The sequence below is a fragment of the Thermomonas sp. genome (genome assembly GCF_019104945.1).
Lineage (GTDB): Bacteria > Pseudomonadota > Gammaproteobacteria > Xanthomonadales > Xanthomonadaceae > Thermomonas.
This window is the reverse complement of sequence record NZ_JAHRWW010000020.1, coordinates 48,230-63,789: the sequence shown is the minus strand read 5'-3', so window position 1 is coordinate 63,789 and position 15,560 is coordinate 48,230. Positions and strand designations below refer to the sequence as shown.

General features: G+C 59.1%; 10 protein-coding genes and 2 pseudogenes. 9 read left to right on the top strand and 3 right to left on the bottom strand.

Annotated elements, in window-relative coordinates:
• From KUL77_RS06085 to KUL77_RS06075, 3 genes and pseudogenes are all read right to left on the bottom strand, one after another.
• Nucleotides 1-1,519, bottom strand: a 1,519-nt coding sequence (locus KUL77_RS06085) for a pseudouridine synthase (protein ID WP_297144509.1), incomplete at its 3' end; no start/stop codon positions are given.
• 109 nt (nt 1,520-1,628) lie between these two features.
• Nucleotides 1,629-2,174 (bottom strand): annotated as a pseudogene (scpB, locus tag KUL77_RS06080) (SMC-Scp complex subunit ScpB); the annotation flags it as partial.
• Between the two features lie 5 nt (nt 2,175-2,179).
• Nucleotides 2,180-3,022: a ScpA family protein gene (locus KUL77_RS06075; RefSeq protein WP_297144518.1), complete on the bottom strand. Its 843-nt coding sequence runs from the start codon at nt 3,020-3,022 to the stop codon at nt 2,180-2,182.
• A gap of 311 nt (nt 3,023-3,333) precedes the next feature.
• Between KUL77_RS06075 and KUL77_RS06070 the strand changes: the two genes are divergently transcribed.
• The 9 genes and pseudogenes from KUL77_RS06070 to gyrA form a co-directional block, all read left to right on the top strand.
• A complete protein-coding gene (locus tag KUL77_RS06070) occupies nt 3,334-3,633 on the top strand; it encodes a YciI family protein (RefSeq protein ID WP_297144506.1) in 300 nt (99 codons plus the stop codon).
• Nucleotides 3,630-3,941, top strand: coding sequence for a BolA family protein (locus KUL77_RS06065; protein WP_297144505.1), 312 nt, complete (start codon nt 3,630-3,632; stop codon nt 3,939-3,941). Before KUL77_RS06070 ends, KUL77_RS06065 begins: the two co-directional genes overlap by 4 nt.
• A 57-nt stretch (nt 3,942-3,998) precedes the next feature.
• On the top strand, nt 3,999-7,502 hold the full coding sequence (gene smc / locus KUL77_RS06060; RefSeq protein WP_297144499.1) for a chromosome segregation protein SMC: 3,504 nt from the start codon (nt 3,999-4,001) through the stop codon (nt 7,500-7,502).
• A gap of 22 nt (nt 7,503-7,524) precedes the next feature.
• A complete protein-coding gene (gene zipA / locus KUL77_RS06055) occupies nt 7,525-8,241 on the top strand; it encodes a cell division protein ZipA (protein WP_297144496.1) in 717 nt (238 codons plus the stop codon).
• A gap of 4 nt (nt 8,242-8,245) precedes the next feature.
• Nucleotides 8,246-10,309: an NAD-dependent DNA ligase LigA gene (gene ligA / locus KUL77_RS06050; RefSeq protein WP_297144493.1), complete on the top strand. Its 2,064-nt coding sequence runs from the start codon at nt 8,246-8,248 to the stop codon at nt 10,307-10,309.
• A gap of 2 nt (nt 10,310-10,311) precedes the next feature.
• The gene (locus KUL77_RS06045; RefSeq protein ID WP_297144491.1) at nt 10,312-10,794 is read left to right on the top strand and encodes a GNAT family N-acetyltransferase; all 483 of its coding nucleotides are present in this window, start codon (nt 10,312-10,314) and stop codon (nt 10,792-10,794) included.
• On the top strand, nt 10,791-11,738 hold the full coding sequence (gene epmA / locus KUL77_RS06040; RefSeq protein ID WP_297144488.1) for an EF-P lysine aminoacylase EpmA: 948 nt from the start codon (nt 10,791-10,793) through the stop codon (nt 11,736-11,738). The genes KUL77_RS06045 and epmA overlap by 4 nt, the downstream gene beginning before the upstream one ends.
• Nucleotides 11,739-11,765: 27 nt before the next feature.
• Nucleotides 11,766-12,821, top strand: coding sequence for an S-methyl-5-thioribose-1-phosphate isomerase (gene mtnA / locus KUL77_RS06035; RefSeq protein WP_297144486.1), 1,056 nt, complete (start codon nt 11,766-11,768; stop codon nt 12,819-12,821).
• Between the two features lie 148 nt (nt 12,822-12,969).
• Nucleotides 12,970-15,498 (top strand): annotated as a pseudogene (gene gyrA, locus KUL77_RS06030) (DNA gyrase subunit A); the annotation flags it as partial.
• Between the last annotated feature and the right edge of the window lie 62 nt (nt 15,499-15,560).

The following is a 15,560-nucleotide window of genomic DNA, read 5'->3' as shown; positions in this document are numbered from 1 at the left end:
CGTGGCTGGCGCCGCCGCCGTAGGGGTTGAAGCCACCACCCGCGTGGTCCGACGGGAAGAACGGCGCATTGCCGGGGTGGCCATAAGGCTTCGGTGCGCGCTGCGGGCGGCCTTCGCCACCAGCACTGAAGCCGCCTTCGCGGCGTGGGCCACGTTCGCCAAAGGGTTTGGGCGCACGCGGGCCGCGCTCGCCATAGGGTGCGCGCTGTTCGCCGTAGGGGGCACGCTGCTCACCGAAGCCGCCACCCTGTGGGCGCGGCTTGCCTGCACCCGCTCCAAATTTCTTCGGGCCGCGTTGGCCTGGGTTGCGGTGCCCCGAAGGACCTGTATCCACACCATCTGGCACGTACCAAGTACGCATTGCGGCTGGGTTACCTTCGCCGCGCTGCTCACCGGGCTTCATCCGCTGGCCAAGTGGGCGCGGACCTTTGAACTTCATTCGCTTGTCGGCTTGTTTGGCCGCCATTTCGCCGGTAACGGTGAGGCCGCCGCTGGGGCGCTTGCCACCGCCGCGACGGCCGCGATCTTCGCGCATGGTGTCGAAGCGACGCAACTCGCGCCCTTCGTCAGCAGTGCTGTGGCCGCCGGTATAGCCGTGGCTGCGCGCATTACCTGCAATGACTTGCTTCGCGGCTTTGCGCTGGCCGAGTACTGGCATCAAGGTGAGCGCGGAGGGCGTTCCATCTTCAAGACCAAGCGCTTTGCGCAGCTGATCGACATCGGCCTGAGGAAGTTCTTGTGAATGACCACGCAGCAGCGGTTGCGGCAGGCGCACTTGGCCATAGCGAATGCGCTTCAGGCGCGACACTTGGCAGCCTTGCGATTCCCACAAGCGGCGCACTTCGCGGTTGCGGCCTTCTTTCAGGAGTACACGAAACCAGTCATGAGACTTGCCTTCACCGGCCTCGTTGCCACTAATCCGTTCTACTTCGTCGAATTTGGCTGGGCCATCTTCCAAGGCAACGCCTCGTGCCAAGTGATCAACCACCTTATCGGAAACGCTGTCGTCACCTTCCGGTGCGCGCACGCGGCAGACGTATTCGCGTTCAATTTCGAAGCTGGGATGCATCATCGCATTAGCGAGTTCACCGTCGGTGGTGAGCAGCAGCAGGCCCGTGGTGTTGATGTCGAGACGGCCAATGGCGATCCAGCGCGCACCCTTCAAATTGGGCAGTGCGTCGAAGATGGTGGGGCGGCCTTCGGGGTCTTCGCGCGTGGTCACTTCACCTTCTGGCTTGTTGTACATCAGCACGCGCGAGGGTTCGGTCAGCGCGCTGGCAACAAAGGTCTTGCCGTCAATTTCGATCTTGTCGCCGCCGGTGACGCTCATGCCCGTTTGCGCGGGTTCGCCGTTCACTTTGACTTTGCCTTCAGCAATGCGCTGTTCCAGCGCGCGGCGCGAACCTAGGCCGGCCTGCGCCAATACTTTATGCAAGCGCTCGCTGATATGTGGGGTGGCGGCTGCTTCGCCGGTGCTGCGCTTCAGGCTCAACGGACGGCGGGGTGTTTCATTACTCATTGATGTGCTCCGACGAGGCCGGGATGGCGTCGTCTCCAAGGGGGGTATTTAACGTGGGTGTTTCAGTATCAAGTGCAGCCGCTGAAACGGGAATTGCGGGTTCAAATGGCAGTTGTGGCTCTAGTTCACCGATATCTTTTAGCTCTGATAGCGGTGGTAACTCGTCGAGCCGCTTCAAGCCAAAATAGTCGAGAAAGGTTTTGGTGGTGGCAAGAAGCTCTGGTTTACCGGGGACATCGCGATGCCCTACGGATCGAATCCAGTCGCGTTCTTCCAACGCCTTAATAATGTTGCTGTTCACCGTGACGCCGCGGATTTGTTCGATTTCTCCGCGCGTAATCGGCTGCCGGTAGGCAATCAGCGCCAAGGTTTCCAAAGTGGCGCGGGTGTATTTGGTTTGGCGTTCTGTCCATAGCCGCGCCACCCAAGGGTGGACATCGGTCTTCACCTGATAGCGCCAGCCGCTAGCCACCTCTACTAATTCTACACCGCGCGTTGCGCAGCCGTCTTGTAGTTCGAGTAAGGCCGCTTCCACGCTATTGTCGGGAGCGGGCTCGTCGAGTGGGAATAGGCCTTTGAGCTGAACGAGCGGCAGCGGGTGGCTGGAGGCGAGTAGGGCCGCCTCAACAACGCGTGTCACAAGAGATTGGTCGATGGTGGTCATGCCTGAAATTCGGCGGGCTCTGGGTCGTCAAATTCACTGGATAGGGTTTCCAGCGCGGGGGCGTCATCGCCAGTAACCAGCGATTTTACGTAGATCGGGGCCATCGGTGCTTCCTGCACGATATCGACCAACTGTTCTTTGGCCAGCGTCAGCATGCCGAGGAAGGTCACCACAACGCCAAGCCGCCCTTCTTCCGCCGAAAATAGTGATTCAAAGCGATGAAATGCGCCGTCGGCGAGGCGGTCGAGCAGTTCGCCCATGCGTTGCCGCACATTGAGCGCATCGCGCTTAATCGCATGCTGGGTGAATAGTTCGGCGCGCTTGAGCACGTCGTGCAGCGCCAGCAACATTTCGCGCAGTTCCACGGGGGGCGGCAGGCGTACGGCGGCGCGGTCGGGTACGAAGGCACTTACAAGGCTGGTATCGCGCTCTTGGCGCGGGAGGGTGTCGATATCTTCTGCCGCTTTTTTGTAGCGTTCGTATTCCTGCAGGCGGCGCACCAAATCCGCGCGCGGGTCTTCTTCTAAACCCTCCTCGCTGGGGGGGCGGGGCAGCAGCATGCGCGATTTGATCTCGGCCAAAATCGCGGCCATCAGCAGATATTCGGCGGCCAGCTCGAAACGCATTTCGTGCATGGCTTGGATGTAATCCACATATTGGCGGGTAATTTCCGCCACTGGGATATCCAAAATATCGAGGTTTTGCCGACGAATCAGATACAGCAAGAGGTCGAGCGGGCCTTCGAACGCATCCAAAATCACTTCCAGCGCGTCCGGCGGGATGTACAAATCCTTCGGAACTTCCACCAACGGCTGGCCAAGCACCATCGCCAGCGGCATTTCCTGCTGCTGGGGGCGCGTGTTTGGATTTTGCGCGGCGGCAGCGGCGGTTGAGCCGGTGCTGGTTTCGGATGTCATCGGTGAGCGGCCCCCTCCGGGCCACACGGGTTGTGCAGGGGCCACGAGGGCCGGGTTACGTTGCGCTAAGCAGAGAGGCCGGATTGACGGGCGCGGAGCGGCTCGGGGGTTGCCGTAGATCGCGCAGGCCGCTGGTTCGGGCCGTTAAGACGCGCTAAGGGTAAAAGCTTGTGCGGCGGCTGTCTAGCCTTAGCGCCTACAATGTAGGGAACGATTCATTCAGGAGTAGGCCAATGTGGTACGCGGTTGAAGGGCACGACGGGCAGGATGTTCTGGCAAAACGGTTGGCTGCACGGGCCGATCATTTGGCGCGGCTGCATGCGCTGCGTGATGAAGGGCGGCTGCTCTTGGCCGGCCCTTGCCCGGCGATTGATGCTGAAAATCCAGGCCCTGCGGGCTTTTCCGGCAGTATTGTGATTGCCGAATTCGCTTCGTTAGAGGACGCGCGGGCGTGGGCCGATGCCGACCCGTACTGCGCGGCGGGTGTGTATGTGCGGGTGGATGTGCGTCCTTTCTTGAAGGTGCTGCCGTGACCCAGCCATGGACCGAGGCCGATATTCCACGGCTCAACCCGGCGCGCATCGAGCGCATACGCGAGCGGCTCACCCAAGCTCTTGCGCCTGCGGTGCTGGAGATTCGCGATGACAGCCACAAGCACGCTGGGCATGCCGGTAGCCAGCTCGGGCAGGGGCATTTCAGCGTCTATGTGGAAAGTGCGGCCTTTCATGGCAAGCTGCCGCTGGCCCGGCATAAACTGATCTATGCGGCACTGGGCGAGATGCTGCAAACCGATATTCACGCGCTGTCGATCGAGGCAAAATTGCCCGGCGAGCGCCAATAACCACCGTTATACTCATTCGTTTGGCACCCAAACGCCGATTAAGGTTCGTTGACGCGCATGCGCCTATCCACCATCAAGTTATCTGGCTTCAAGTCCTTCGTTGACCCCACCACGCTGCATTTGCCGACCAATATGACCGGCATTGTGGGGCCGAACGGCTGCGGCAAGTCCAATATTATTGATGCAATTCGCTGGGTGATGGGCGAAAGCGCAGCCAGTCGCCTGCGTGGCGACTCGCTTACCGACGTTATTTTTTCCGGAAGCTCGGCGCGTAAACCTGTTTCGCAGGCCAGTGTTGAGCTGATTTTCGACAATACCGACCACACCATTACCGGTGAATATGCGGCGTTTAATGAGATTTCGGTCAAACGTACGGTGAGCCGCGACGGCCAGAGTGCGTATTACCTCAATGGCGGCAAATGCCGCCGCCGCGACATCACCGACCTGTTCTTGGGAACAGGGCTTGGCCCGCGTAGTTATTCGATCATCGAGCAGGGCATGATCTCGCAGGTGATCGACGCCAAGCCCGAAGAGCTGCGCGTGTATTTGGAAGAAGCGGCCGGGATTTCCAAATATAAAGAGCGCCGCAAGGAAACCGAAACCCGCATTCGCCACACCCGCGAAAATCTCGACCGTTTGAACGACCTGCGCGAAGAGGTGGATAAGCAGCTGCAGCATTTGGCCCGTCAAGCCCGTCAGGCCGAACAGTACACCGCGCTGCAATCTGAGCGCAAAATTAAAGACGCGCAGTGGAAGGCGCTGGAATACCGCGCACTCGATATCCGTCTGCAGGGGCAGCGCGAAAAACTGGGGCGCGAAGAGACCCGGCTGGAGCAGCTGGTGGCCGAGCAGCGACACGCTGAAAGCGAGCTGGAAAGCGGACGTAGCAAGCGTGAAGAGGCCAGTGAAGGGCTAAATGCGGCGCAGGCTGCGGTGTATCAGATCGGCAGTCAATTGGCCCGTGTCGAGCAGCAAATCGCCCACCAGCGCGAATTATCGGTGCGCCTGCAGCGCGCGCGCGACGAAGCGCAAAGCGCACTAGCCGAACTTGGCAGCACCATCAGTGGCGATCAGCAGAAACTCGACGTGCTGCGTACGGCAGTTGAAGACGCTGAGCCGCGCCTAGAACTTCTTCAAGAACAAGATTTAGAACGCCAAGACGCGCTGCGCGAAGTGGAAGCGCGGCTGGCTGAGTGGCAGCAGCGCTGGGATACACATAGCCGCGATCAGGCCGATGCCGCACGTGCGGGCGACGTGGAGCGCACACGCATCGAACATTTAGATCGGCAAATTTTGGATGCCGACCGCCGCCGTCAGCAATTGCGTGAAGAGCGCACAGGGCTTGACCTCGACACGCTCAGTGATGCGTTCGAACAGATCAGCCTGCAACATGAGACGCGCAAAGAAGCATTGGAGATGCTGACGGAGCAAGTAGAGGCGCGTAAGCAGTCCAGCGCAGATCTGCAAGAACAGCAGCGCAGTGCGCAGGTGGAACTCTCGGAGCTGCGCAAACAAACGCAGACCACGCGCGGCCGTTTGGCCTCTTTAGAAACATTGCAAGCCGCCGCGCTTGGGCAAGAAAAGGGCGCCGCGGCCCAGTGGCTGCAAGCGCAAGGGCTAACCGATGCCACCCGCGTAGGTGAACGCCTGCAGGTGGAGTCGGGTTGGGAAAATGCAGTAGAAGCTGCACTTGGCCAATTGATTGAAGGCGTTCTGGTGGAGGCGCCAGAACAGTTGGTTGAAGCCTTGGCGGAACTGGGTGACGGCCGCTTGGCGCTGGTGTCTTCGGTGCAGGACGACACAGCATATCCGGCGACATCGCTGGCTTCCAAAGTGCAAGGGCCACGCGCCATCCGTCGCTTGTTGGCACGGCTGCATGGTGCCCAAACGCTCGCCGAAGCGCGCGCATTGCAGGCGCAGTTGGGCGATGGTGAGTCTGTCATTACACGCAGTGGCGAGCGCTTGGGCGATGGCTGGGTGCGTGTCGCGCGCTCGGGTGCCGCCAAACAAGGTGCCTTGCTGCGCGAAAAAGAAATCCAAACGCTGCGCGCCGAGATTGAACGCGACGTAGCGCATGAGCGTGATCTCGAAGCGCGGCTTGCGCAGCTACGTGATGCGCATTTGCAGGCCGAACAGCAGCGCGAAGAAGCGCAGCGCACGCTGTATTTGGAGCATCGTGGCGTGTCAGAGCTGGCCGGCCAGTTGCAGAGCCAGCAGGGGCGCTTGGAGACTGCGCGGCAGCGCATCGAGCGGATTGATGCTGAGCTTTCGCAGCTAGAAGAAGCACTAGAGGCCAATAAAGAACAGGCTGGTGAAGCGCGCATTCGCATTGAAGACGCGCTGGGCCGCATGGGTAGCCTTGAATCGACCCGGCAAACCCTCGACAACGAACGCCGCTATCTCACCGATAAGCGCGATAGCGCACGCAACGCAGCACGCGAAACCCGCGACGCCGCGCATGCGCTGGCATTGAGCCTAGAGTCGCAGCGCGTGCAGGTGATCGCACTTTCGCAGGCGCTTGAACGCATGGGTGGCCAGCGCGGGCAGCTGGATACGCGTCTTGGTGATTTGGCCGCGCAGCTTGCAGAAGGCGATGCGCCAGTGTTGCTACTTGAAGAAGAGCGCCAAATCGCGTTGGGTGAGCGCGTGCGCGTGGACCGCGAGCTGGCCGAAGCGCGCGCGCATCTTGAAGGTATTGATAACGAGCTACGCCAGTTTGAACAAGTACGCCAGCAGCGTGACGCGCAGGCGCTAGAACTGCGCGAAGCGATTGGCCAGCGTCGCCTCGATCAACAGGCGCTGGTGCTGAAGGCTGAACAGTTTACGGTGGCCGTGGTCGATGCAGGCTTTGTAATGGATGAGCTTCTGTCGAGCCTAGAAGATGCCGCCGATAGCACGCAATGGGAGCGTGCGGTGAGCGAGCTCGATGCAAAAATGCGCCGCCTTGAGCCGGTCAACTTGGCGGCGATTGCCGAGCACGCAGAAGCGGCACAGCGCAAGGACTATTTGGATTCGCAAAATACCGACCTCAATGCAGCGCTGGAAACCCTTGAAGAGGCCATCCGCAAGATCGATCGCGAGACACGCAGTCGTTTTAAAGACACGTTTGATCGCGTGAACTCGGGCGTGCAGGAACTCTATCCGCGTCTATTTGGCGGTGGCCACGCCTATCTTGAACTCACCGGTGATGATCTACTTGATACCGGCGTCACCATCATGGCGCGCCCACCGGGGAAACGTGTATCCAGTATTTCGTTGCTCTCGGGTGGCGAAAAAGCGATGACGGCAGTGGCATTGGTGTTCGCGATTTTCCGGCTTAATCCTGCGCCGTTCTGCTTGCTCGACGAAGTCGATGCGCCACTGGACGAAGCCAACGTAGGGCGGCTGGCGGCGATGGTCAGTGAAATGAGTGAGGCCGTGCAATTCCTATTCGTCACGCACAACAAAGCCACGATGGAGGCGGCACGTCAGCTTTCAGGCGTCACCATGCGTGAGCCCGGCGTATCGCGCCTTGTATCGGTAGATTTGGCAGAAGCTGCGCGCCTTGTGGGCGCGGTGTAAGAATAAAAATGGAGAGAAATTGATGTCGGATATGACCTTGCTTCGAATTGGTATTGCAGTGGCGATGTCACTACTGCTGGGCGCGATCATTTTCTTTGGGCGCAGCCGTAAAGAAGGGCAGGGACGGCGATTGCCGCGTGAACGGAGCAACTCAGCAGAGGCGCGGCAAGAGCCGAATGCAGGTGAATCTCAGTCCGACACTTGGAATGATGAGCAGGCACAGCAAGAAGAGCTGCCACTGCCCGCAGCTCCAGCTATTTTTGAACCAGGTAAGCGCCCCAGCGATCAGTTCGATCGCATTATTTCGCTCTACGTGGCGGCCAAATCCGGCGCCACATTGCATGGCCCCGATATCGTCGTTGCCGCAGAAAAAGCGGGGCTGAGCTATGGCTATATGAATGTCTATCACCGCATGGTGGACGGCCGCCCAGAAGCTGGGCCAATTTTTAGCGTTGCCAATATCCTCAAGCCTGGCAGTTTTGAAATGGCGACCATCAATGAGATGGAAACACCCGCCATTGCCTTTTTCCTCACGCTCCCAGCACCTGTTTCGGCACTAGAGGCTTGGGAAACTATGGAGCCAGCGGCACAGCGCATGGCGGGGCTGCTGGATGGTGTCGTACTAGATGAAGAGCGCAGCGCGCTCGGTCGGCAGCGCGTGCAGCATATCCGCGAAGAATTGCGCGCGTATGACCGCCAAAATGCGGCGCCTGCACTGAGTAAAACAACGCGCTGGTAAGGGTATGAGCGAGATTGCAAAGCGAGTAGCCGTATTGCGTGAGCGGCTGCAGGAAGCCAGCTACCGCTATCACGTGCTGGATGATCCAACGATTCCTGACGCGGAATACGATGCTCTGCTGCGTGAGCTGGATCAGCTCGAAGCCACGCACCCAGAGCTGGCTACGCCCGATTCACCCACCCGCCGCGTGGGCGCTCCACCGTCAAAAGGCTTTGCAGAGGTGCCGCATACGGTGCCTATGCTGTCGCTGGGTAATGCATTTAGCGAACAGGATGTACAAGAGTTTGTTACACGGATCAGCAAAGAATTAAGCGAACCCGAACCGCTGTTCTCGATAGAGCCCAAGTTCGATGGGCTGGCCATTAGCCTGCGATACGAACACGGCGTTTTTGTGCGCGGAGCGACGCGCGGTGATGGCAATACCGGCGAAGATGTCACAGCCAATCTTCGTACCATCAAGGCCATTCCGCTGCGCTTACGCGGTTCACATCCACCCGCTATTTTAGAGGTGCGCGGCGAAGTCTATATGCCGCGCGCAGGGTTTGAAGCCTATAACGCGCAGGCCCGTGCGAAAGGTGAAAAAGCCTTGGCCAACCCACGCAATGGGGCCGCAGGTTCGCTGCGCCAATTAGATTCTCGCGTTACAGCGCAGCGGCCGCTGGCGTTTTATGCCTATGCACTAGGTGAAGTAAGCGCTGCGCTCCCCCCCACCCATTCACAAACCTTGCAATGGCTGCGTGAATTAGGTTTTCCCGTCAGCCCACTGGTAGCAACTGCGCAAGGTGCCAAGGGGCTACTTGATTATTACCAGCGCATCGGTGTGATGCGCGACAGGCTGCCTTACGACATCGACGGCGTGGTGTATAAGCTGGACGCTTACGACCAGCAACGCGCCATGGGCTTTGTTGCACGCGCGCCGCGCTGGGCGATTGCGCACAAGTTTCCGGCGCAGGAGCAAAGCACCAAGGTTGAAGCGATTGATATTCAAATTGGCCGCACTGGCGCAGCCACGCCCGTGGCGCGGCTTGAACCGGTACAGGTGGCAGGCGTAGTAGTGACAAACGCCACCTTGCACAATGCGGATCAAGTAGAGCGCCTCGATGTGCGCGTGGGCGATACCGTCATCGTGCGACGCGCGGGTGACGTGATCCCAGAAGTAGTGCGCGTGATCGATGAGCGCCGTCCTGCACATACCCACCCGTGGCATATGCCGCTGCACTGTCCCGATTGCGGCTCACTCATCGAACGGCTTGATGGCGAAGTCGTTGCCCGCTGCACCGGCGGGTTGGTATGCCCGGCACAGCGTAAACAGGCACTGATCCATTTTGCATCACGCCGTGCAATGGATATTGATGGCCTCGGCGATCGCTTTGTGGATGCATTAGTCGAATACGGGTTTGTTCATGGCATTGCCGATCTCTACATATTCAGCGTGGATGATTTTATTGCCATGAAACAGCGCGCAGACGAGGCGTCTGGCGAAGTTCCAGAAACCGTCAAAGCTGGAAAAATTGCAACAAAATGGGCTGAAAATCTGGTTGACGCCATTGCCGTAAGTCGCAACACAACACTCGAGCGCCTGCTATTTGCACTGGGCATTCGTGATGTAGGCGAGGCCACGGCCAAAACGCTGGCGCGTTATTTTGGCGCGCTTGCACCACTGATGGAGGCCAGCGAAGAAGCGCTGCAGCAGGTGCCAGACGTTGGCCCCATCGTTGCCGCTCGCATCGCACATTTCTTCGCCCAACCGCATAACCGCGAAGCTATCGCCGCGCTGCAAGCGGCTGGCGTGCACTGGCCGGAAGGCACGCCGCAGCGCAGTGCCGATGGGCCGCTGGCGGGTAAAACCGTGGTGCTTACGGGAGGCCTTTCGGCAATGAGTCGCGACGAAGCCGGAGCGAAACTTGAGGCGCTTGGTGCAAAAGTAGCGGGCAGCGTGTCGAAAAAAACATCGCTAGTTGTTGCCGGTGAAGCAGCGGGTTCGAAACTTGCGAAAGCACAAGAGCTTGGTATTGAAGTATGGGACGAAACCGCATTGCTTGCGTTTTTAGCCCAACACGGGAGTTGACGATGTCTGACACGCTTAGCTTGCGCGTTGCGCGGCCGCAAGATTTCACCGGCGTGCTTGCCATGCTCAAAACCTTTTACGAAGAAGACCATATTCCTTATGTTGCCAAGCAGGTGGAGCCTGGCTTGCAACAAATTCTGCAGGACGCACGAAATGGTGCAGTACTCATACTGCAAAGCGAAACGCCTCCTTGTGTGGGCTATATCATTCTTGGATGGTGCTTTAGCGTGGAGCAAGGCGGGCGCTATGTACTGCTGGATGAACTCTATCTTGCGCCTGCAGTGCGTGGGCGCGGCTGGGGCAAACAGGCGCTCGCACTCGCGCGTGATTGGGCGCAGACGCAGGGCGCTGCGGTCATGCGGCTGGAGGTCAACCACCATAATGCACGCGCAAAGGCGCTGTATTTGGCGAGTGGCTATCGTGACGATGAGCGCGATATTCTCACGCTCCCGTTAGCTGCAACGCAGGCGGGCCTGCATTCGTGAACAACGCATTGCAGCTGCGTGCCGCGTTTAACCGATTGGTGCGCGAGTTTTTTTATGCGCGTGGCGTGCTGGAAGTGGAAACGCCAGTACTCTCGCTGGCGGGCAATACCGAGCCGAATATCGCCTCGTTTTCATTAGAGTTCTCCGGGCGTACCGATGGCGCGCCGCGCACTCGCTGGCTGCGTACTTCGCCCGAATTCGCACTCAAGCGCCTGCTTGCTGCGGGCGTGGGCGATTGCTATGAGTTGGGGCGCGTGTTTCGTGATGGTGAGGCCGGTGGCCGCCATAACCCCGAGTTCACCATGCTGGAGTGGTATCGCGTGGGCTGGGATCATCTGCGCCTGCTAGAAGAAACCGCAGCGCTCATTCAAAGCGCACTGGCGTTGGTTGAACGCAGTGCTGCATTGAAGATCGTCACTTTTCGCGAGATCTACCATTCCATGCTCGGGCTCGACCCATTTACCGCCAGCATTGAAACGCTGCAGACGGCATTGGGGGATGTGCAGATTGATGCCGCTGGGCTCACCCGCGACGACTGGCTGGACCTACTGATGACCCATCGTCTGCAGCCCAAATTTGCGCACGATCAACTGCTTGCCGTACACGATTGGCCCGCCTCGCAGGCTGCATTGGCGCGTATTCGGCAAGACGAGCCGCCGGTGGCAGAACGCTTCGAGCTCTATCTCGGCCCATTGGAGCTTGCCAACGGCTATCACGAACTGATTGATACCCGCGAACAAGCCGAGCGCTTCCAGCGCGATGTGCGCGTTCGCGCGCAGCGCGGCCTTCCTGAAATTCCAGTTGATACTGCACTGCTGGCTGCGCTAGGGCGCGGCCTTCCCGCCTGCGCGGGTGTGGCGCTGGGTGTGGATCGGCTGCTGATGGCACTGCTGCGCACCGACCGTATTGCCGATGTACTCGCTTTTGATTTCGCACGCGCCTAAGCGCGGCCTATAAGGATTTGACACCCCATGACTGCGATTGACTACGACCGCTACGACCATATCCGCCCCATTCGCTGGACAGGCGAATCATTAGAACTTTTGGATCAGCGCGTATTGCCATTTGCCGTTGCGCACGAAATTTGTCGCAGCAGCGATGACGTGGCAGCCGCCATTCATGCACTCACCGTGCGCGGCGCACCTGCTATTGGTATCGCCGCCGCGTGGGGCGTGGTGTTGGCGGCGCGTGCAGTGCAAGCGAACACCGCCGAAGAGGCGTTACACCAGCTAGAGCCCGCGCTGCAGCGATTGAATGCAGCCCGTCCTACAGCGGTGAATTTGGCGTGGGCATTGGCGCGTATGCGTCGCGTGCTGGTGCAGGCAGGAAGCACTTGGCGAGAAGTGCTTGAACAGGAAGCGCGCGCGATTGAAACTGAAGACCTTGCCGCCAACCGCAGCATGGGCCGCGCAGGTGCTGCGTTGATTGCGCAGGGCAGCGGTGTGCTCACCCATTGCAATACCGGCTCTTTGGCCACCGCGGGCTTTGGTACAGCGTTAGGTGTTATTCGCGCAGGCGTTGCCGAAGGGCGTATCGCGCGCGTGTTCGCCACCGAAACCCGGCCATGGAACCAAGGTGCGCGCCTTACCGTATGGGAGCTACAGCAAGACGGTATCGCGCCCACACTAATCGCTGATTCCGCTGCTTCGCATCTAATGAAAACCGGGCAAGTGCAGTGGGTGATCGTGGGCGCGGACCGTATCTGCGCCAATGGCGATACCGCGAACAAAATCGGCACCTATCAGCTCGCCATTGCCGCCAAGCGGCACGGGGTGAAATTTATGGTGGCGGCCCCTTCGTCCACGGTGGATATGGGTACACAGCACGGTGATTTGATCGAGATTGAACAGCGCGCCCCCGCAGAATTGCTTGCGTTCCAAGGTCAGCGCACCGTGGCTGAAGGCGTACAGGCATGGAACCCTGTGTTCGATGTGACCCCGCACGATTTGATCGATGCCATTGTCACCGAACAAGGCGTAATCGAGTCCCCAGACACGGCGAAAATGCAAGCGCTGTTTGCGCGATAACTGTCTGATTCTTTAGGTGCAAAGGCTGCTTTAGACGGCCAAAAATGGTACACTTCCGTGTTGCTGAAATTCCCGTAAAACAACGCTTGCGCAACGGGGTGTGCGCTAGGCGTTTACGGGCCTGAAATCACGCAGAAACGGATAAAAAATGGCCGATCTCGCCAAGGAAATTATTCCCGTCAAACTGGAAGACGAGATGCGTCGCAGCTACCTCGATTACGCCATGAGCGTGATCGTAGGGCGCGCGCTTCCCGATGTCCGCGATGGCTTAAAGCCCGTGCACCGGCGCGTGCTGTTCGCCATGAACGAGCTCGGCGCACATAGCAATAAACCGTATTACAAATCGGCGCGTATCGTCGGTGACGTCATCGGTAAATACCATCCGCACGGCGACCAGTCGGTGTACGACACCTTGGTGCGCATGGCGCAGCCGTTTTCGCTACGTTACCTGTTGGTGGACGGGCAGGGTAACTTCGGTTCGGTGGATGGCGACAGCGCTGCTGCGATGCGTTATACCGAAGCGCGTATGGCGCGCCTCACCCATGAGTTGATGGCCGATATCGACAAAGAAACCGTTGATTTCCAGCCCAACTACGATGAAAAAGAACAAGAGCCCACGGTTATGCCTACGCGCGTGCCGAACCTCTTGATCAACGGCTCGGCTGGTATCGCGGTGGGCATGGCTACCAATATCCCGCCGCATAATTTGGGCGAAGTGGTGGACGCCACCATCGCGCTGATCGATGACCCTGAAATCGACATCGACGGTCTGATGGAATACGTCCCTGGGCCCGATTTCCCCACAGCGGGGATCATCAATGGCGTGGGCGGCATTCATCTGGCCTACCGCACCGGTAAAGGTCGTGTGCGCATGCGCGCCAAGGCCGATATCGAAGTAGCCGACAACGGCCGCGAGTCGATCATCGTCACCGAAATTCCGTATCAGGTGAACAAGGCCAAGCTGATCGAAAAGATCGCAGAATTGGTCAAAGAGAAAAAGCTCGAAGGAATCAGCGAACTGCGTGATGAGTCTGATAAAGACGGCATGCGCATCTATATCGAAATCAAACGCGGCGAATCTGCCGATGTGGTGCTCAATAACCTCTATCTGCAAACCCAGATGGAATCGGTATTTGGCATCAATATGGTGGCCTTGGTCGATGGTCGCCCGAAACTGCTCAATCTCAAACAAATTCTAGAAGCCTTCGTGCGTCACCGCCGCGAGGTGGTTACCCGTCGCACCATTTTTGAGCTACGCAAGGCGCGTAACCGCGCGCATATTTTGGAAGGCTTGACCGTCGCGCTCGCTAATATCGATGCGATGATCGAATTGATCAAAACCTCGGAAAACCCTAGTGTAGCCAAAGAACGCATGCTGGCGCAGGTGTGGCAGCCCGGCTTGGTGGGGGCGCTGCTTGGTGCGGCCGGTGCCGAAGCCAGTCGCCCAGAAGACCTCCCCAAGGGCGTGGGTCTGCTGGAGCACGGCTACCAGCTCACCGAAACCCAAGCGCAGCAAATTTTGGAAATGCGCCTGCACCGCCTCACCGGCTTGGAGCAGGAAAAGCTCACCGAAGAATATCGTCAGCTCCTCGAAGAAATCGCCGGTTTGATCCGCATTTTGGAAAATCCCGACGTGCTGCTCGACGTGATCCGCGAAGAATTGCGCGCAGTCAAAGCTGAATTCAATGACCCGCGTCGCAGCGAAATCCGCGCCTCTGAGGAAGACCTCGACATCCTCGACCTGATCGCTCCGGAAGACGTGGTGGTCACGCTCTCGCACGCAGGCTATGCCAAGCGCCAGCCGGCCACCACTTACCGTGCGCAGAAGCGCGGCGGCAAGGGCCGCAACGCCGCTTCGACCAAAGACGAAGATTTCATCGACCAACTATGGCTGGTGAATACCCACGACACCTTGCTCACGTTTACCAGCAATGGCCGTGTGTTCTGGTTGCCGGTATATCAATTGCCAGAGGCAGGCCCCAATGCACGCGGTCGGCCGATCATCAACTGGATCCCGCTGGAAGAAGGGGAGAAAGTACAGGCGGTGCAGCCGGTGCGCGAGTACGAAGAAGGCAAGTTCGTGTTCTTCGCCACTAAAAACGGTACAGTGAAGAAAACACCGCTTACCGAATACGCCTTCAAACTGGCGCGTGGCAAGATCGCTATCAACCTCGCCGAAGGCGATGCGCTGGTGAACGCTGAGCTCTCCGACGGCAGTCGAGACATCATGTTGTTTGCCAGCAACGGTAAGGCCGCGCGCTTTGCGGGTGATACCGTGCGCCCGATGGGCCGTACTGCTACCGGCGTGCGCGGTATGAAACTGGCCGAGGGTGAAGACGTTGTCAGCCTAATCGTGCTGGACGGCGAGGGCGATATTCTCACCGCCAGCGAACACGGCTACGGCAAGCGCACCGTGCTTGACGAATTCCCCAAGAAGGGGCGCGGCTCGCAGGGCGTCATCGCGATGAAGACCAACGAGCGCAACGGTGCGCTGGTTGGCGCGATCCAACTCACCGACCACCACGATGTTCTGCTGATCTCCGACGGCGGCACCTTGGTGCGCACCCCTGCTTCCGACATCTCGCAGGTAGGCCGTAACACTCAGGGCGTCACCCTGATGCGTTTGGCCGAAGGTGAAAAGCTGCAGGCGATCGAGCGTTTGGATGCCACGCTGGATGCCTCAGACGCAGACACAGAGCAAGCAGATAGCTCCGAATAAAACGAACGGCGGCCTTTGTG